Genomic DNA, 18,549 nt, shown 5'->3' on the forward strand with positions numbered 1-18,549 from the left:
GTCGTCGCCGTCCTCAGACGCGGCCGGTGGCCCGCGCCCGGCGCCGGGACAGGGCGTCCACGGCCGCGGCCAGCGCGAGCACGCCGCCGGTGACAACGTACTTGACGCCCGCCGAGTACCCGAGCAGGCCCATGCCGTTGTCGATCACGGCGATCACCGCGCCGCCGATCAGGGCGTCGACGATCCGGCCCTTGCCGCCGAACAGCGACGTCCCGCCGATGACGGCCGCGCCCACCGCGTACAGCAGCACGTTGGAGCCGCCCGCGTTCGGGTCGACCGACGTGGCCCGGGACGCCGCGAACACGCCCGCCACCCCCGCCATGGTCGAGCAGATGATGAAGCAGAGCTGGCGGACCACGGCGACCGGGATGCCCGCCCGGCGGGTGGCCTCGGCGTTCCCGCCGACCGCGTACACGTGCCGGCCGAACGCGGTCCGCGTCAGCAGGAAGCCCAGCACCAGGGCGAGCACCGCGAGGATCGGCACCACGATGGGCACGCCCTGGATCGAGGTCCGCGCCGGGTTCAGGCTGCGCTCCTGGTTGAGGACCGCCACCAGCGCGAGCACCACGGCCGCCACCACGACGACCTTCGTCGCCACCAGGCCGAGCGGCGGCGTGACCAGCCCGCGGGCGCGGCGGTGCCGCCAGGTGCCGAGCTGCTGCAGCGCGTACCCGGCGACGGCCAGGACCGCGATCGCCCAGCCGAGCAGCGGCGGCACGTTCTTGTTCTGGATCGCCAGGATCACCGGGTCCGTGATCGGCACGTTGCCGCCCGAGCCGATGATCAGCAGCACGATGCCCTGGAACGCCAGGAACGCCGCGAGCGTCGCGACGAACGACGGGATGCCGACCCGCGCGACCAGCAGGCCGATCAGCACACCGATCACCACGCCGGTGCCGAGCGCCGCGGCGAGCGAGGCGTACCAGGGCCAGTGCATGTCGGTCAGCGTCGTGGCCAGCACGGCGCCGCAGACGCCCGACGCGAAGCCGGCGGACAGGTCGATCGCGCCGAGCAGCAGCACGAACACCAGCCCCATGCCGATCGTCATGACGACCGCGCCCTGCTGGAACAGGTTGGCCAGGTTGAGCGCGGACGGGAACGTCTGCGGCTTGGCGACGGTGAACGCCGCGACCAGCACGGCGAGCGCGAGGACCGCCGGCAGCGACCCCATGTCGCCGCCGCGGACCTTCCGGACGTAGGCGTTCAGGGCCTCGGCGAACGTCGGCTGCTCGACCGCGCCGGTCAGCGGCGACGACGGGGTGGAGGGCGGGGTCAGGGTCGGGGTGGTCACGGCTGCACGCTCCCGTCGGGTCCGGGCCGGCCGTCAGCGGCGGTCGACGGCGGCGGGGGCGCCGGGTCGCGGTCGCCCGTCGTCCCGCTCGTGATGAGCTCGATGACCTGGGCGCGGCTGGTCTGCGCGGTGCGCACCTGCGCCGCCGTCTGCCCGAGGTAGAGGACGCAGATCGCGTCGGCGACCGCGAACACGTCGTTCATGTTGTGGCTGACCAGCACGACGGCGAGGCCCGCGTCCGCGAGCCGCCGCACGAGCTGCAGGACCTGCTCGGTCTGCGCGACGCCGAGCGCCGCGGTCGGCTCGTCCAGGATGACCAGCGTCGAGTTCCACAGCACCGCGCGCGCGATCGCGACGGTCTGCCGCTGCCCGCCGGACAGGCTCGCGACGTGCTGCCGGATCGACCGCACCGTCCGCACCGACAGCGAGGCCAGCACCTCCGCGGCCCGGGTCTCCATCGCGTCCTCGTCCAGCCGGATGCCCTTCCTCAGCTCCCGGCCCAGGAACATGTTGTGGACGATGTCGAGGTTGTCGCACAGCGCGAGGTCCTGGTAGACGACCTCGATGCCGAGCTCGTTGGCCGCCGCGGGGTCCGCGATGTGCGCGGGGCGGCCCTGGAACCGGACCTCCCCGGCGTCGAACGGGTAGATGCCGGCGACGCACTTGATGAGCGTCGACTTGCCGGCGCCGTTGTCGCCGACGAGCGCGGTGACCTCGCCGGGCAGCGCCACCAGGTCGACGCCGCGCAGGGCGTGCACGGCGCCGAAGTTCTTGTGGCCGCCGCGCACCTCGAGGGTCGGCGGCGGGGACAGGTCGGGATCGGCCGGGGTCTCGGCCAGGACGTCGGTCATCGTCCACCTCGCGTCGTCGCAGGGCTGCCCGGGGGCTGCGGGGTGCCCGGACGGCCGACCCCGCACCGGGGCCGGCCGTCCGGGCGGGGGTCAGGAGATGCCCGCGGAGGCGCACGCGTCGGCGAGCGCCTCGGTGCACACGTTCTCCTTGGTCGTGTAGCCGTCGGCGATGACGTCCTTGACGTTGTCGAAGTAGATCGCCTCGGGCTTCAGGAGCACCGCGTCGACCTCCTCGTCCGTCTCGGTGTCCGTGACCGTGCCGGTGGCCAGGCTGGACGTGTCCCCGCCGGTCGCGAGCGCCACGGCCAGCGCGGCGGCGGCGTCCGCCTCCTTCTTCACGGCCTTGTAGACCGTCATGCACTGGTCGCCGGCCAGGATGTTCTGCAGGCCCTGGTCGGTGGCGTCCTGCCCGGTGACGGGCACGGTGCCGTTCACGCCGTTCTTCTTCAGGATGGCGATCGCAGCGTTGCCCAGGCCGTCGTTGGCGGCGAGCACGCCGTCGATCTTCCCGCCGGTCTCGGTGTACATCTGCTCGAAGATCGTGCCGGCCTGCTGGTTGTCCCAGTCGGGGACGTCCTGGTCGGCGACGACCGTGTAGTCGCCGCCGTCGGTCTTCGCCTGGAGCGCCTCGACCGCGCCCTGCTTGAACAGCGTCGCGTTGTTGTCCGTCGGCGAGCCGTTCAGGAACGCGATGTTCGCGGTCGTCGTGCCGGCGTCGGTCAGGCACTTCTCCAGCCCCTGCCCCTGGAGCCGGCCGACCTCGACGTTGTCGAACGACACGTAGAAGTCGGCGCCGCCGCCGAGGGTGAGCCGGTCGTAGTCGATCGTCGCGATGCCCTGGGCCTGCGCCTTCTGCAGCACCGCCTTGCCGGAGCCGGAGTCCAGGTTGACGATCATCAGCACGTTCACGCCGCTGGTGATCATCTGGTCGGCGATCGTCTGGAACTGGGTCTTGTCGCCCTGCGCGTTCTGGATGTCGTAGTCCACGCCCGCGTCCTGGAAGGCCTGCTCCAGGTACTTGCGGTCCGCGGTCTCCCAGCGCGCGGAGGACTTGGTGTCGGGCAGGATCACGCCCACCTTCGCGGCCGACGCCGAGGTGGTCTCGCCACCACCGCCACCGCCGCTGTCGTCGCTGCCGCCGCAACCGGCCAGCAGCAGTCCGGTGGCCGCAACGGCCGCCGTCGCCAGGAACATGCTTCGTCGCATCGGTCCCCCTCGCGTCGGACGCGCCCGGGTGCACACCTCCTGTGCCCGTGGCGCAGAGTATGTTGCGAGCCACAACATAGAACCGCTCGTCCGTGGCGACAAGGGGTTTCGCCCAACCTGGACCCGACCTGTGACCAGGATGTGACGCGGGCGTCCCGGGGTGCGGACGCGCCGAGGGCGGCGCACCCGGTGGGGTGCGCCGCCCTCGGACGGTCGGGCGGGGCCCGTCAGGCCTCGACGGACGCCTGCCGGCGCCAGCGGATCCCGGACTCGATGAACCCGTCGATGTCGCCGTCGAACACCGCGGAGGTGTTGCCCACCTCGTGCTCGGTGCGCAGGTCCTTGACCATCTGGTACGGGTGCAGCACGTACGACCGCATCTGGTCGCCCCAGGACGCCTTGATGTCGCCCGCGAGCTCCTTCTTCTTCGCGTCCTCCTCGGCCTTGCGGACCAGGAGCAGGCGGGACTGGAGCACGCGCAGCGCCGCCGCGCGGTTCTGGATCTGCGACTTCTCGTTCTGCATCGACACGACGATGCCGGTCGGGATGTGCGTCATGCGGACCGCGGAGTCCGTCGTGTTGACCGACTGCCCGCCCGGGCCGGACGAGCGGAACACGTCGACCTTGATCTCCGACTCGGGGATCTCGATGTTGTCGTCGCTCTGCTCGATCAGCGGGATGACCTCGACCGCCGCGAACGACGTCTGCCGGCGGCCCTGGTTGTCGAACGGCGAGATGCGCACCAGGCGGTGCGTGCCGGCCTCGACCGACAGGTGCCCGAACGCGTACGGCGCCTTCACCTCGAACGTCGCCGACTTCAGGCCGGCCTCCTCGGCGTACGACGTGTCGAGCACGGTCGTCGGGTAGCCGTGCCGCTCCGCCCACCGCAGGTACATGCGCATGAGCATCTCGGCGAAGTCGGCCGCGTCCACGCCGCCGGCGCCCGCGCGGATCGTCACGACCGCCTCGCGCTGGTCGTACTCGCCGTTCAGCAGCGTGCGGACCTCGAGCTCGCCCAGGTCCTTGCGGATGCCGACGAGCTCCGCCTCCGCCTCGGCGAGGGTCTCGGCGTCGCCGCCGTCCTCCGTCGCCATCTCGACCAGCGTCTCGAGGTCGTCGATCCTGCCGCCCAGCTTGTCGACGCGGTCCAGCTCGGACTGCGCGGCGCTCAGCGCGCTCGTCACCTTCTGCGCGGACTCGGGGTCGTCCCACAGGTCGGGGGCGGACGCCTGCTCGGAGAGGTCGGCGATCTTCGCCCGGAGGGCCGTGGGGTCGGACACCGCCTGGATGGACTGCAGGGTGCTGCGCAGGTCGCGGATCTCGGCGGGGAAGTCGGTGGCTGCCACGACGGTCCAGGCTACCCGGTGCCGCACGGAGGTGTGCTCACGGCCGTCGCCACGTCGGTCGGCGGGCTCGCGCGCCCGAAGTGGGGACGTAGGTCCCGGCCCCGCGACGGCCCCCCTCCGCCAGGGTGATGGTCGAGGACCAGACACCACCCCCGCGGTGTCCAGCCGCTCGTTCCTCCTCTGCACGAGGGAGCGCGCGCATGTCCATGCCCCGCTGGCGGCCGGCAGCCGCCCTGGTCGCCACGATCCTGCTGCTGACGGCGCTCGGCCCACCGGCGACGGCCGCCGGCCCGCCCGCGTCCACCTCGGACGGGCCGGGCGGCGAGTCCTCCTCGGTCGAGGTGGGCGCGGAGCTGCGTGCCGACCTCACGACGAACGCGGACGAGATGGAGACGATCACCTTCTCGGAGTTCCCGGTCGGCACGGCGATCACGACGCAGTACCAGCAGCGCGGCATCGCCTTCGGCGGCGACGCACCGTTCATCGCCCAGGACGGCTCGAACCCCACCAGCCCGGTGCTGTCCGGCACGCCCACGTTCCAGGGGGCGATCGAGGGGCGGTTCGTCCGCGCGGACGGTTCGCCGCGCACGGTGAACCACCTCGCGCTGTCGGTCGGGTACATCGACACACGGAAGAGCGTGCGGGTGATCGCCCGGGGCGCGGACGGTGCCGAGCTGCTCTCGGTGCCGCTCGACGCCCTCGGGATCGTCCGGGTGACGATCACGCAGTCCCGCATGGCCTCGTTCCGGGTCGAGGCGGTCGCCGCCGAGCCGGCCGGGTTCGCCGTCGACGACGTGACCTTCCTCTCCGCGTCCGCTCCGGACGTCGTGCACGTCGACACCTACGTCGCGCTGGGTGACTCGTTCCAGTCCGGCGAGGGCGCCGGGAACTACGAACCCGGGACCGACTGGGACGGCAACAGCTGCCGGCGCTCCTACGCCGCGTACCCGCACCTCCTGCTCCAGCGGGGCACCACCCGGCTGTCGCTGGACTTCCGCGCCTGCTCGGGCGCCGTGATGCGTGACATGTACCGCGCGCAGAAGGCCGACCAGGGTCCCCAGCTCGACGCCCTCGGGTCGGACACCCGGCTCGTCACGGTGGGCATCGGGGGGAACGACCTGGGGTTCGCCGGGGCGTTGAGGGACTGCCTCCTCATCAACACGGGCGGCGCGGTCAACCCGGTGATCAACTGGTGGCGCAGCTGCGCACGCAACCAGGGGCCAGCAGTCGACGCCCAGCTCGCCGAGCTGAGCGGCGGCTCTCTCGCGCACGAGCTGTCCGCCCTCTACTCCGACATCCGGCGCCGGGCGCCGAACGCACGGGTCGTCGTCGTGGACTACCCGCAGTTCTTCTCGCCGAGCGGCGTCGGCGGGCTTCCCGGCTGTGCGAACGTCCGATCCTCCGACCAGGTGTGGCTCAACGAGAAGGTCCGGCAGGCGAACGAGGCGATCGCCTCGATCGCGACCCGCGCGGGGTTCGAGCGCGCCTCCATGACCACCGCCCTGGCCGGGCACCACCTGTGCGACGCCGAACCCGGGATGAACCCGTTCTCGCTCGAGAACGGTTCGGGGTCGTTCCACCCGAACGCGCTCGGCCACGTGCTCATGGCCAACCGCGTCGCCTCGACGATCGGCTCCCCGATGCGCCCGACGGTCGTGGTCAGGTCCCGGCAGACGGTCACCACCCGCTACACGGTGCGCGGCTCGGTGATCGACCTCGACGCGTTCTTCCCGCCGTACCTCGCACCCGACGCGGGCTCACGGACGATCACGGCGCTCTCCGAGGTGGTGATCACGCCGGAGCGCCGCGACGTGGTCACGTCCCTGATCTCCCCGTCCGGCGTCCGGTACTCCCGGGACACCCTGCGCGACGCCGAGCACGAGGTGGGCCCGACGTTCGAGCACTGGACGATCCACGACCCCGAGCCCGGGGAGTGGACCGTGGAGATGTTCGGTGCCGACGTGCCCGAAGAGGGCGCGGGGGTCGTGTCCTCCTTCGTCGACCACGTCGCGCCGAACCAGCCGCCGACCGCTGAGGTCGTCGCGACTCCCGGGGCACCGCTGCTCCCCGGCAGCGCGGGCGGTGCGGGGACGTACACGTTCGACGCCTCGGGCTCCACGGACCCCGACGGGCGGATCGTGGACTACCGCTGGGAGTTCGGCGACGGCACCACCGCGTCCGGACCGGTGGTCACCCACACGTTCGCGCCGGGCACCTACGACGTGACGCTCGTCGTGACGGACGACGCAGGGGCGCTGGGATTCGGGCACCCCGACGACGAGATCACCGTCGCGCTCGGGCCGATGCTGCCCGGCGGGGGCGGCTCCGGACCGGTGCCGCTGTGGTGAGCCCACCGGGCTCGATCCCGGGCGGAGTCGTTCCAGCGGGGCCCGAGCCCCCGCCGTCGTGGTGGCAGACCTGGGGCCTGTTCCTGGTACTGACGGCCGTCGGCTGGCTCAGCGTGCCCTTCTTCGCCGTGCTGGGCTGGGTGGCGCTCGGTGGCGCGCACGGCGTCAGCATTGCGGGTGCACCTCCGAACACGACTCTCGGCACTCTGTTCTGGGCCGCTTCCGCCCTGCTGCTGGTCGGCCCCGGCTGCCTCGCCGGCTACCGGCTGTGGTCCCTCGAGCACCGGCTCGCGGTGGCGTTGCCCGTCGGCCTGGCCTGGTTCGCCCTCGGTCGCTTCGTGCTGCCCGCCCCGGGCGTCCCCGGCTCGATCCGATCGGTCGCGGAGGCGGTGGCTTCGCTGCCCCTGTGAGTGAGAGCGTGACCGCCCCCGACCCCCGGCCGCTACGGTGTGAGCGTGAACACGCCCGCACCCTCCGGACAGCAGCACGCCCTCGCCCACGGCGCCCACCGCGCCGTGATCGCCGAGGTCGGAGCCAGCGTCCGCGCCTACAGCGTCGGCGGCCGCGACGTCGTGCTGCCGTTCGACGAGTCCGACCTCGCGCCCGCCTTCTCCGGCGCCGTCCTCGCCCCGTGGCCCAACCGGCTGCGGGACGGGCAGTACACCTGGGACGGCACCGACTACCAGGTCCCCGTCACCGAGCCCGACCGGATGACCGCCCTGCACGGCCTGGTGGCCCAGGTCCGGTACGCGAAGGTCGCCTCCGAGTCCGGCCCCGACGGCGACACCTCCGTCACGCTGCGCCACGAGCTGGTCCCGACGCCGGGCTACCCGTGGTCGCTGCGCGTCGACGTCACCTACTCGCTGTCCGACGCCGGGCTGCGCGTGCACGTCGCCGCGACCAACCTGGAGGCCACCGCCGCGCCCTACGGCATCGGGTTCCACCCGTGGCTGTCGCCCGGCGACGCCGCCGTGGACGACTGCACGCTGCGGGTCGACGCCGCGTCGCAGGTGACGGTCGACGACCGGCTGCTGCCGACCGGAACGCGCCCCCTGTCGGGCGCCGAGGACCGCCGGACCCCGCAGCCGCTCGCCGGCGTGGCCCTGGACGACGCGTTCGTCGACGTGACCCGGGACGCCGACGGCCTGTCCTGGATCGTGCTCGGCTCCCCCGACGGCCACGGCGCCGCGATGTGGATGGACACCTCGATGGACACCTGGCAGGTGTGCACCGGCAACGGCATCCCGAAGATCGACCGCCGCGGCGTCGCCGCCGAGCCGATGAGCTGCATCGCGGACGCGTTCCGCACCGGCGAGCGCCTGGTGCGCCTCGAGCCGGGCGCCACCCACGAGGTCACCTGGGGCATGACGCTGATCTGATCGGTCCCGGACGACGACGGCCCCGCCTCCCGGAGGAGGCGGGGCCGTTCTCATGCGCGTGCGGCGTCAGCCGTAGTACTCGCCGTCGGCCATGACGCCCTTGGTGTACTCCCAGTGCCAGCGCTCGTAGGGGCCGGAGCCGCCGGGGCGCGCCCAGTCGGGGTTCTCCCAGCCGAACACCGGCGCGTTGTCATTCAGCCACTCCCACTGCGCGCCCGTGGTCTGCGAGGTGCACAGGTCGACCGCGAGGCCCCAGCCGTGGTTGCTGCGGCCGGCGGGCGCGGCGAGCGAGCCCTTGGCGGCCTTGACCGCCCGCTGCTCGGCGAGCGTGCGGTAGCCGCTGGACAGGCACAGGTCGGTGCCCCACCGGGTCACCCACATCGCGTTGAGCTCGGCGAGCGCCTCGGCGGCGTCCGCGCGCAGCTGGGTCTTGCCGTCCCAGAGGTAGCAGAGGTCGGACTGCGGGACCTGGCCGTTCGCGCTGGCGGGGTTGGCCTCGCCGTCGCACCCGGGCAGGATCTCGCGCTCCTGGCTGCGGCTGACGTCCACCTGCGCGCGCAGCGCGGTGGCGTCGCCCGACACGAGGGACGCGGGCGGGAGCACCGACGTCGCGGAGGAGGTGAGCGCCTCGACGGTGCTGGGCAGCGTCGCGTCGGCCTCGGCGTCGGTGAAGCCGTCCTCGCTGCGCGCGGCGCCCTGGGAGAGCGGGATCGCGACCGTGACGGCGGCCAGCGTGACGAGCACGCCGGCGCGGGTGCCCCACCGGGCGGCCGGGCTGGTGCGCCGCCGGTGCTCGGTGACGACGACCGCCGCGGGGGCGGCGTCGGCGGACGCGGCGGCGGGTCGCGTGCGGCCCGCCTCGCGGAGCTGGCGTCGGGTGGGAGCGCCGGCGTCGGCGGGCTGCACGCGGTGCGACGCCACGGGACCTCCGAGCTCACGGGCAGGCGGCCAGGAACCGCCGACGGACGAGGGGCGACACCCGGGAAGGGGCGGGGCGCCGAGGCGTCACCGTCGAGGGGGGATCCGGGTGATCGATCACGAAACCATAACGGCACCGGGGTGCCCGTTCCAACCCCCCGACCGGGGGGTAGCTGACGGATCATCGGCGTGTCGCGTGCGTTCACCCACCGGGCTCACCCTGTCGTGTGACCAAGGTCCCACATTCGGCCCAGTCCGGGGCGCTCACGCCCCCGCGCGGTGTCGGAACGCGCCCCGCTGCATCGCGTCCCGGACCTCGCCGACGAGCTCCTCGAGGATGTCCTCCAGGAACACGACGCCGACCGCCCCGCCGTCGTCCTCGACGCGCGCGAGGTGCACGCCGGAGCGCTGCATGGCGGCGAGCGCCTCCTCGACCTCGTCGCCCGGTGCCACGACGGCGAGCGCGCGCACCCGCCAGGTCGGCACCGGCAGCCGGCGGGAGCCGTCGTCCGCGTAGAGCACGTCCTTCACGTGCAGGTAGCCCGTGGGCACCTCGCCGCGGCCGAGCACCGGGAACCGGCTGTAGCCCGTCCGGGCGACCAGACGCTCGACCTCGTCCGGCGTCGCGTCCACGGGGACGGTGACGAGGTCCGCGAGCGGGACCATCACCTCGGCCGCCGTGCGGTCCGAGAACTGCAGCGCGCCGGACAGCAGGCCCTGCTCGTCGTCCAGCAGCCCCTCCGCCTGGGACTGCTCGACGATCGACTGCACCTCCTGCGCCGTGAACGCCGAGGCGACCTCGTCGCGCGGGTCCACCCGGAACAGCCGGAGCACGTGGTTCGCGATCCAGTTGAGCGCCGCGATGACCGGGCGCACGACCCGCCCGAGCCAGACCAGCGGCGGGCCGAACACGAGCACCGCGCGGTCCGGGCCGGACACCGCCAGGTTCTTCGGGACCATCTCGCCGAGGACGACGTGCAGGTAGACGACCACGAGCAGCGCGACGACGAACGCGATCGGGTGCGCCAGGCTCGTGCTGACGCCGACCGCGTGCAGCGGGTCCTCGATGAGGTGCGCGATCGCCGGCTCCGCGACCAGGCCGAGGCTGGTGGAGCAGACGGTCACGCCGAGCTGGGCGCAGGCGAGCATGAGCGAGACGTGCTCCATGGCCCACAGCACGGTCGTCGCGCGGCGGTCACCCGCCGCGGCCAGCGGCTCGATCGCCGAGCGGCGCGCGGAGATGATCGCGAACTCGGCCGCGACGAAGAACGCGTTGCCCGCGAGCAGCGCGACCGCGAGCGCCAGGGCCACCCCGGGGCTCATCGGGCCGCCCCCTCAGCATCGGCGGCGGCCCGCGCGGGCTGCACCACCACCCGCTCGACGCGGCGGCGGGCCATGGTCTCGACGCGCAGCAGCACGTCGCCCGCACGCACCTCGTCCCCTGCCTCGGGCACCCGCCCGAGCGCGGCCATCACCAGGCCGCCCAGCGTCTCGTACGGGCCGTCCTCCGGGACGACGAGGCCGGTGGTCTCGGTGAGCTCGTCCGGGCGCAGCAGGCCCGACACCACCCAGGCGCCGTCCGCGCGCCGCGAGGCGGCGGTGCGCCGGCGGTCGTGCTCGTCCGCGACGTCGCCCACCAGCTCCTCGACGACGTCCTCCAGGGTCACGACGCCGGACGTGCCGCCGTACTCGTCGACGACGACGGCCATCTGCATCCCGTGCTCGCGGAGCTCGACCAGCAGCGGGCCGAGGTGCACCGTCTCGGGGACCCGCGGCGCGTCGATCATCAGCGCGGCGGCGGGCACCTCGTCGCGGCGCTCGTACGGCACGCCGATGGCCCGGCGCAGGTGCACCAGGCCGACGACGTCGTCCGAGTCGTCGCCGATCACCGGGAACCGGGAGTGCCCGGTCTCGCGGGACAGCCGGACGACGTCGGCGGCGGTGTCCGCGCGGCGGAGCGTGACGACGCGCTGCCGGTCGGTCATCACGTCGACGGCGGTGAGGTCGGTGAACTCGATCGAGTTGGTCAGCAGGGTCGCCGTCGACTCGTCGAGCGTGCCCTGCTGAGCCGACCGCTTCACCAGGGCCGCGAGCTCCTGCGGCGACCGGCCGCCGGACAGCTCCTCGCGCGGCTCGACGCCCATGCGCCGCAGCAGCGCGTTGGCGCTGGAGTTGAACAGGGTGATCAGCGGACGCAGCGCGGAGGTGAAGCCGGCCTGCAGCGGCGCGACCCAGCGCGCGGTGCCCAGCGGGCGGCTGATCGCGAAGTTCTTCGGCACCAGCTCGCCGAACAGCATCGAGAACCCGTTCACCAGCACCAGCGTGACGACGAGCGCGACCGCGCCGCCGATCGCCGGGCCGAGGAACGACCCGCGCAGCGGCTCGGCCAGCAGCGCGTTCACGGCGGGCTGCGTGGTGTAGCCGAGCAGCACCGTGGTGACGGTGATGCCGACCTGGGCGCCGGAGAGCTCCGTCGACAGCCGGCGCAGCGCCTTGAGCACGCTCTGCCCGCGGCGGTCGTCCGGCCGGGTCTGGCCCTCGACGACGCCGGGGTCGAGCGTCACCAGGGAGAACTCGCTCGCGACGAACACCGCGGTGCCGGCGGTGAGCACGACGCCGAGCGCGACGAGCAACCAGTCGGTCAGCACGGGTCACCACCCGCGGCGCGCGCGCCGGGCGGTGCCGGGACGCGCGCGGGGTGGGTCAGGAGGCAGGAAGGGCCGGCATGGTCTCCCCCGGGCACGTCGGCCCGGGAGGGACGCCGGCAGCGACTTGAGCTGCTCATGGTGGCGCAATCATACGAAACCTCCACACGCGCGCTCTACGCTGGCGAGATGACCTTCGCATCCCGCCCCGGCGCCGGTGCCGGAACCCCCGCGGGCGCCCCGGGCGCCGCATCCACCTCGGTCCTCGTGGTCGAGGACGAGCCGGCCATCGCCACCGCCGTCGCGCGCCGGCTCGCCGCCGAGGGCTGGCAGGTCGAGACGGTCGGCGACGGCCTGCAGGCGGTCGACGCCGCCGCGCGCCTCGCGCCCGACGTCGTCGTGCTCGACGTGATGCTGCCCGGCATCGACGGCCTCGAGGTGTGCCGCCGGATCCAGGCGGACCGCCCGGTGCCCGTCCTCATGCTGACGGCGCGCGACGACGAGACCGACATGCTCATCGGCCTCGGCGTCGGGGCCGACGACTACATGACGAAGCCGTTCTCGATGCGCGAGCTCGTCGCGCGGGTCAAGGCCCTGCTGCGCCGCCAGCAGCGCGCCGCCCTCGCCGCCGAGCTCGCCGCGGCAGGCACCGAGTCCGCCGAGCCGCCGGTCGCCGTGGGCGACGTGGTCATCGACCGCGCGCAGCGCCGCGTGCACCGCGCGGGCGAGGAGGTGCACCTCACGCCGACGGAGTTCGACCTGCTGCTCGCCCTCGCCGCCAGCCCGCGGACCGTGCTCACCCGCGAGCGCCTGCTGGCCGAGGTCTGGGACTGGGTGGACGCCTCCGGGACCCGCACGGTCGACTCGCATGTGAAGGCCCTGCGCAGGAAGCTGGGCGCCGACCTGATCCGCACCGTGCACGGCGTCGGCTACGCCCTGGAGCCGGCCGGAGCGGCGGGCACGGCCACCCCGGGAGGCGGCCCGGCGTGACGGTGCCGACCCCTCCCCGGCACCAGCGGCCGCGCCTGCCGGACGTGCGCCCGCTCGACCGGCTGCGGTCCATCAAGATCAAGCTCGGCGTCCTGGTCGCGGCCGCGGTGTTCGTGGCGGCGCTCCTGACCTGGATCGGGCTGAACAACGCGCTCGGCCCGACGCGGACGTTCCCGATCGTCATCGTCCTGGCCCTGGTGATGACCCAGGTGCTCGCACGCGGCATGACGTCCCCGCTGCGCGAGATGACCTCCGCGGCCCGGGCGATGGCCGCCGGCGACTACAGCCGGCGGGTCCGGGCGACCAGCCGGGACGAGGTCGGCGAGCTCGCGACGGCGTTCAACCGGATGGCCGACGACCTCGAGCAGGCCGACCTGCTGCGCCGGGAGATGGTCGCCAACGTGTCGCACGAGCTCCGCACGCCGGTGACCGCCCTGCAGGCGCAGCTGGAGAACATCGTCGACGGCGTCGAGGACCCGGACCCCGAGACGATGAAGGCCGCGCTCGCGCAGACCCAGCGCCTCAGCCGGCTGGTCGCGACCCTGCTCGACCTGTCCCGGCTGGAGGCCGGCGCCGTCGACCTCCAGGTCACCGACGTGCCGGTGCAGCAGTTCCTGGAGGAGGCCGCCCAGGAGGGCCGGCTGGTCGGCGCGTCGAAGGGCCTGACGTTCCCCGTGGTCGTCGACCCGCCCGACCTCACCCTCCCGGCGGACCGCGAGCGGCTGCACCAGGTGGTCGCCAACCTCGTCCAGAACGCCGTCCGGCACTCCCCGCGCGGCGCACCGGTTCGGCTGGAGGCGCACCGGGCCGGCGGCTGGGTCCGGCTCGACGTGGTCGACCAGGGCCCCGGCATCGCGGCCGACCAGCGCGAGCGGGTGTTCGAGCGGTTCGCCCGCGGCAACTCCCCCGCCATCACGGGGCAGATCTCCACCGGCGGGACCGGCCTGGGCCTGTCGATCGTCCGCTGGGCGGTGACGCTGCACGGCGGGACGGTCGAGGTCGCGGACAGCGACACGGGCTGCACGATGCGGGTCATGCTGCCGTCGCGGCGGACCTCCCGGCCGGCGACCGCGGCGTTCTGAGCCGCCCGGGCTCCCCCGGGCGGCGGAGGCGCACCCGCCCCCGGGTTCCGCCTCGCGGCTGATCCGCCGCGTGCGGGTGGGTCCCTAGGGTCGAGACATGCCACCCGACGCGACGCACGCCATCGAGGTCTCCCACCTCACGAAGACGTTCGGCCAGGTCCGGGCCGTGGACGACCTGAGCTTCACGGTCCGCCCCGGGCGGGTCACCGGGTTCCTCGGGCCCAACGGCGCCGGCAAGACCACCACGCTCCGGATGCTGCTCGGGCTCGTGCAGCCCACCGCCGGCACCGCCACCATCGGCGGGCGCCGGTACACCGCGCTGGACCGCCCGATGCGCACCGTCGGCGCCGCCCTCGAGGCCGCGGACTTCCACCCCGGCCGCACGGCGCTGGACCACCTGCGGGTGTACGCGCCGCAGGCCGGCGTGCCGGACCGCCGGGCGCACGAGGTGCTCGACCTGGTCGGTCTCCACGGCGCCGCGAAGCGGCGGGTCGGCGGGTTCTCGCTCGGCATGCGGCAGCGGCTCGCGCTGGCGACCACGCTGCTCGGCGACCCGCCGGTGCTGCTGCTGGACGAGCCGGCCAACGGGCTAGACCCCGAGGGCATCCGCTGGCTGCGCGACCTGCTGCGGGCGCTGGCCGCCCAGGGGCGCACGGTGCTGGTGTCCTCGCACGTGCTCTCCGAGGTCCAGCAGACCGTCGACGACGTGGTCATCATCGCGGGCGGCCGGCTCGTGCACGCCTCGACGCTCGCGGAGCTGAGCGGGCTGGCCGAGCCGCGCGTCCGGGTCGCCTCCCCCGACGGTGCGGCGCTCGACGCGCTGGTCGCCCGGGCGGGCTGGCAGCGGGTCGCCGGGGCGCCCGGCGTCGCCGAGCTCGTCGGCACCGACGTCGCCACCGTGGGGCACGCGGCGTTCGCCGCCGGGCTGGAGCTGCACGAGCTCGCCGCCCACGGCGTCGGGCTCGAGGACGTCTTCCTCCGGCTCACCGCCCCCGCCCCCGCCCCCGCGGGCGGCGCGCACGCGGCGCCCGCCGACGGGCCCGCCCCCGCCTCCGCCCCGACCGACGCCCCCGCCGGAGGTGCCCGATGAAGGACTCCCTGGTCTCCGAGTACCGGAAGATCGTCACCACCCGCACGTGGTGGGTCCTGCTGATCGTGATGATCGGCTACATGGCGTTCCTGGGCGCCGCGATGGCGTTCGCGTTCACGTTCGACGGCGCCGAGGTCTCCGGCGCCGACGGCGCGCCGGTGGTCGCCGACGCGCAGACGATCGTCACCGCGGTGTACACGCTGCCCGCCTCGCTCGGCTACGCGCTGCCGCTGCTGGTCGGCCTGCTGTCCGTGACCGCGGAGTTCCGGCACCGGACGCTCACCCCGACGCTGCTCGCGCAGCCGGACCGCAACCGGTTCGTGGTGGCGAAGCTCGCGGCGAGCATCCCGATGGGCGTGCTCTACGGCGTGCTCGGCACCCTCGCCACCGTCGGCGCGGGCGCGCTGGCGTTCGCGTTCACCGACGCGCCGAACCTGCTCGGCGAGGGCGACGTCTGGGGCATCATCGCCCGGACCGCGCTGGCCCTCACCGTGTGGTGCGTCGTGGGCGTGGGCCTCGGCTTCGCGATGCCGAACCAGGTGGTCGCGATCGTCGTCGTGCTGGCGTTCACGCAGTTCGTCGAGCCGATCGCCCGGCTGGTGCTCGGCCTGAACGACGCGACCGCGCCGATCGGCAAGTTCCTGCCCGGCGCGGCCGGCGAGGCGATCAGCGGCGGGTCGTTCTACTCGGCCACCGGCGCGGGCTCGCTGCTCGGGCCGGCCGCGGGGGCGGCGGTGCTCGTCGGGTACGCGGTGCTGCTCGCGGTCCTGGGCCGGTTCACGACGCTGAAGCGCGACATCACCTGACCGGGGGTCACGCCCCTTCGCGGGGTCGCGGCTCGCCGAGATCGCAGCAGGCGTGGGGTTCGACGCGGTCGAACCCCACGCCTTCTGCATGCTCGGCGTCCGGGGCGAGCGGGGAGCAGGGCAGCGGGCGAGCGCGGGGCGTCAGGCGCGCCGCTCGGCCGTGCGCGCGGCCAGGCGGGCGAGCGGGGCGGCGGCCCGGCGCACCGCCTCCGCGTCCGCAGCCGGCAGGTCCGCGAGCGCCGCGCCGAGCGTGCGCGCCCAGCCCGCCTCGACCGGCTGCCGCCGCTCGCGGGCGTGCGGCGTCGGGTGCAGCCGGGTCACCCGCCGGTCGTCGGCATCGGCCGACCGCTCGACCAGGCCCCGCGCCACGAGCCCGCGGACGGCCGCGCTGACGTTGCTCTGCCGCAGGCGCAGCCCCGCCGCCACCCCGCCGACGCTGGTCCCGGGGCGCGCGTCGACGTACCGCATCACCTCGAACTCGGTCGGCGGCAGCGCGGGCAGACCACCCTCGTGCGCGCCCTCGGCCCGGCGCACCGCGCGGGACAGGTCGTGCAGCGCGACGGCGAGGACCCGGAGGTCGTCGGCCGCGGGGTCGGTCCCGGTGTCGGTCCCGGCGTCGTCGGCGGGGCGGGGTCGGGTCACGCCCGGAGGCTAGCAGCGCGCATGTGGACAGACATATATGACTTCATAGATATGATGCCCCGGTCCGCGGCCCCACGCCGCCCTCCCCCGTGCTGGAGCACACCCCATGACCGCTGCCCCGGGCACCGCCGTGCCTGCCGCCACCCCGACCGCCCACCCCGCACCCACCGCCGACGCGACCCCGCCGCGCCACGCGCTCCCGCTCGCCACCACCGTCGTGCTCGCGCTGCTCACCGCGATCGCCCCGCTGGCGACCGACATGTACCTGCCCGCCTTCCCGCAGCTGGCCGTCGACCTCGGCACCACCGCGACCGCCGTGCAGCTGTCCCTGACCACGTTCATGGTCGGGCTGGCGCTCGGGCAGCTGGTGATCGGCCCGCTGTCCGACCAGCGCGGCCGACGCGGGCTGCTCATCGCCGGCAGCGCGCTGTGCGCCGCAGCCGGGCTGGCGTGCGCCCTCGCGCCGTCGATCGCGTTCCTGGTCGCGGCGCGGTTCGTCCAGGGCTTCGCCGGCGCGGCGGGGGTCGTGCTGAGCCGCGCCGTGGTCGCCGACCGCGCCCGGGGCACCGCCGCCGCGAAGCTGTTCGGCATCATGATGCTCATCCAGGGCGTCGCGCCCGTCGCGGCCCCGCTGCTCGGCGGCACGCTGGTGACTGCCGTCGGCTGGCGCGGGGTGTTCGGCATCCTCGCCGGGCTCAGCGCGCTCATGCTGGTCGGCGTCCTGGCCCTGGTGCCGGAGACCCGGCCGCGCGAGGCCCGCACCGACGGGGGGCTCGCCGCCACGCTCCGCGACGCCCGTTCCGTGCTCGGCAACCGCCGCTACCTCGGCTGGACCGGCGCGCTGGTGCTCGGGTTCGCGGCGATGTTCGCGTACATCTCCGCGTCGCCGTTCGTGCTGCAGAACGTCCTGGGGCTGTCGGTGGGCGCGTACTCGGTGGCGTTCGCCGCGAACGCGCTCGGACTCGGCGTCGTCGCGGGGCTGGGCACCCGGCTCGTGGACCGGTTCGCACCGCAGCGGCTGCTGGCCGTCGGCGTCGCGGCGGTCGCGGTGCTGAGCGCGCTGCTGCTCGTCGACGTCGTCGTGCTCGACCTGCCCCGGTGGCCGACCCTGGTCCTGCTGTTCCTCACCGTCAGCGCGCTCGGGCTGGTGTTCGGCAATGCCACGACGCTGGCCACCGACGAGGTCGCGCACGCCGCCGGCACCGGGTCCGCGGTGATGGGCGCGCTGCAGTTCGGCGTGGGCGCCGCTGTGTCGCCGCTCGTCGGCCTGGCGGGTGAGCGGACCGCCGTCCCGATGGCGGTGACGATGCTGGTGCTCGCGCTCGGCGCGGTCGCCGCAGCCCGGTTCGCCGCCACCGCCCCGGTGCGCGCCGGCGAGGCCGTCCCGGCCGGGGCATGACCGAGTTGACACGTCCTCGACCCGGCGCAGACCCGCAGATGGGGAGCCTGACACCCCCGCCGGACCCGCTGTGTGACAACCGTGTGAACCGTCCGCGCGCCGCGCTCCCCGAGGGGAGATGACGCCCGGTCAGGACGTAGGGTGGGCCACGAACTGATCCGGCGATGACGCGGTCCGTGACCGCGGAGGAAGTGGGCGATCCTCGCGTGTCCCAGCATGCGGAGCCAGACGTGAACCGTGCCGACTTCGGCGCGAACACGTGGCTGGTGGACGAGCTGTACGAGCAGTACCTCCAGGACAAGACGGCGGTCGACCCGGCGTGGTGGGACTTCTTCGAGGGCTACAAGCCCTCGGCGCCCGCCACGACGACGTCGGGGGCGGTCGCGGACGGGGGCGGCGCGGGGAGCACCGGGGGGAACGGCGTGGTCGACGCCGCGCCCGCCGGCACCGCGAGCACCCCGGCACCCGCTGCCCCCGCGGCCCCGAGCGCGTCGGGGGACGCGCCCACGCCCCGCGAGGCGGCCGACCGCCCCGCGCCGGGCGCGCCCGCCGGCGA

At 74.4% G+C, this 18,549-nt stretch carries 17 protein-coding genes; 9 read left to right on the top strand and 8 right to left on the bottom strand.

Annotated features, from left to right (window positions below):
* Window positions 1-13: 13 nt before the first annotated feature.
* The 4 genes from J5O08_RS06080 to prfB all read right to left on the bottom strand — a co-directional run bounded on the left by J5O08_RS06080 (window position 14) and on the right by prfB (window position 4,694).
* Window positions 14-1,291 carry a sugar ABC transporter permease gene (locus J5O08_RS06080; protein WP_218705994.1) on the bottom strand — a complete coding sequence of 426 codons (1,278 nt, stop codon included), beginning with the start codon at window positions 1,289-1,291 and terminating at the stop codon, window positions 14-16.
* Window positions 1,288-2,142, bottom strand: coding sequence for an ATP-binding cassette domain-containing protein (locus J5O08_RS06085; RefSeq protein ID WP_218705995.1), 855 nt, complete (start codon window positions 2,140-2,142; stop codon window positions 1,288-1,290). The genes J5O08_RS06080 and J5O08_RS06085 overlap by 4 nt, the downstream gene beginning before the upstream one ends.
* Before the next feature lie 90 nt (window positions 2,143-2,232).
* On the bottom strand, window positions 2,233-3,348 hold the full coding sequence (locus tag J5O08_RS06090; RefSeq protein ID WP_218705996.1) for a sugar ABC transporter substrate-binding protein: 1,116 nt from the start codon (window positions 3,346-3,348) through the stop codon (window positions 2,233-2,235).
* Between the two features lie 227 nt (window positions 3,349-3,575).
* Window positions 3,576-4,694, bottom strand: coding sequence for a peptide chain release factor 2 (gene prfB, locus J5O08_RS06095; RefSeq protein WP_218705997.1), 1,119 nt, complete (start codon window positions 4,692-4,694; stop codon window positions 3,576-3,578).
* 200 nt (window positions 4,695-4,894) lie between these two features.
* Between prfB and J5O08_RS20825 the strand changes: the two genes are divergently transcribed.
* From J5O08_RS20825 to J5O08_RS06110, 3 genes are all read left to right on the top strand, one after another.
* On the top strand, window positions 4,895-7,042 hold the full coding sequence (locus J5O08_RS20825; protein ID WP_255589371.1) for a GDSL-type esterase/lipase family protein: 2,148 nt from the start codon (window positions 4,895-4,897) through the stop codon (window positions 7,040-7,042).
* A gap of 113 nt (window positions 7,043-7,155) precedes the next feature.
* Window positions 7,156-7,452, top strand: a complete 297-nt coding sequence (locus J5O08_RS06105; protein ID WP_218705998.1) for a hypothetical protein — start codon at window positions 7,156-7,158, stop codon at window positions 7,450-7,452.
* Between the two features lie 45 nt (window positions 7,453-7,497).
* Window positions 7,498-8,421, top strand: a complete 924-nt coding sequence (locus J5O08_RS06110) for an aldose 1-epimerase family protein (RefSeq protein WP_218705999.1) — start codon at window positions 7,498-7,500, stop codon at window positions 8,419-8,421.
* A gap of 66 nt (window positions 8,422-8,487) precedes the next feature.
* Here J5O08_RS06110 and J5O08_RS21565 read toward each other — a convergent pair whose 3' ends face one another.
* The 3 genes from J5O08_RS21565 to J5O08_RS06125 form a co-directional block, all read right to left on the bottom strand.
* Window positions 8,488-9,342 carry a M15 family metallopeptidase gene (locus J5O08_RS21565; protein WP_217615588.1) on the bottom strand — a complete coding sequence of 285 codons (855 nt, stop codon included), beginning with the start codon at window positions 9,340-9,342 and terminating at the stop codon, window positions 8,488-8,490.
* Between the two features lie 261 nt (window positions 9,343-9,603).
* Window positions 9,604-10,662, bottom strand: a complete 1,059-nt coding sequence (locus tag J5O08_RS06120; RefSeq protein ID WP_218706000.1) for a hemolysin family protein — start codon at window positions 10,660-10,662, stop codon at window positions 9,604-9,606.
* A complete protein-coding gene (locus tag J5O08_RS06125; RefSeq protein ID WP_210417355.1) occupies window positions 10,659-11,987 on the bottom strand; it encodes a hemolysin family protein in 1,329 nt (442 codons plus the stop codon). The genes J5O08_RS06120 and J5O08_RS06125 overlap by 4 nt, the downstream gene beginning before the upstream one ends.
* A 186-nt stretch (window positions 11,988-12,173) precedes the next feature.
* Between J5O08_RS06125 and J5O08_RS06130 the strand changes: the two genes are divergently transcribed.
* From J5O08_RS06130 to J5O08_RS06145, 4 genes are all read left to right on the top strand, one after another.
* Window positions 12,174-12,974 (top strand): response regulator transcription factor, encoded by an 801-nt coding sequence (locus J5O08_RS06130; RefSeq protein WP_147794017.1) that lies wholly within the window; start codon window positions 12,174-12,176, stop codon window positions 12,972-12,974.
* A 2-nt stretch (window positions 12,975-12,976) separates the two neighbouring features.
* Complete coding sequence (locus J5O08_RS06135; RefSeq protein WP_374225936.1) at window positions 12,977-14,056, top strand: sensor histidine kinase; 1,080 nt, start codon at window positions 12,977-12,979, stop codon at window positions 14,054-14,056.
* 97 nt (window positions 14,057-14,153) lie between these two features.
* The gene (locus J5O08_RS06140) at window positions 14,154-15,146 is read left to right on the top strand and encodes an ABC transporter ATP-binding protein (protein WP_218706002.1); all 993 of its coding nucleotides are present in this window, start codon (window positions 14,154-14,156) and stop codon (window positions 15,144-15,146) included.
* Window positions 15,143-15,952: an ABC transporter permease gene (locus J5O08_RS06145; protein ID WP_218706003.1), complete on the top strand. Its 810-nt coding sequence runs from the start codon at window positions 15,143-15,145 to the stop codon at window positions 15,950-15,952. The genes J5O08_RS06140 and J5O08_RS06145 overlap by 4 nt, the downstream gene beginning before the upstream one ends.
* Window positions 15,953-16,093: 141 nt before the next feature.
* Here J5O08_RS06145 and J5O08_RS06150 read toward each other — a convergent pair whose 3' ends face one another.
* Window positions 16,094-16,594: a MarR family winged helix-turn-helix transcriptional regulator gene (locus J5O08_RS06150; RefSeq protein ID WP_218706004.1), complete on the bottom strand. Its 501-nt coding sequence runs from the start codon at window positions 16,592-16,594 to the stop codon at window positions 16,094-16,096.
* Between the two features lie 106 nt (window positions 16,595-16,700).
* Between J5O08_RS06150 and J5O08_RS06155 the strand changes: the two genes are divergently transcribed.
* Together J5O08_RS06155 and J5O08_RS20835 are read left to right on the top strand one after the other, a co-directional pair.
* The gene (locus tag J5O08_RS06155) at window positions 16,701-17,993 is read left to right on the top strand and encodes a multidrug effflux MFS transporter (RefSeq protein WP_218706005.1); all 1,293 of its coding nucleotides are present in this window, start codon (window positions 16,701-16,703) and stop codon (window positions 17,991-17,993) included.
* Between the two features lie 230 nt (window positions 17,994-18,223).
* Window positions 18,224-18,549: hypothetical protein (locus J5O08_RS20835; RefSeq protein WP_308281412.1), on the top strand; the 326-nt coding region annotated here is incomplete at its 3' end.

It is taken from the genome of Cellulomonas sp. PS-H5, assembly GCF_019265565.1.
Classification (GTDB): domain Bacteria; phylum Actinomycetota; class Actinomycetes; order Actinomycetales; family Cellulomonadaceae; genus Cellulomonas.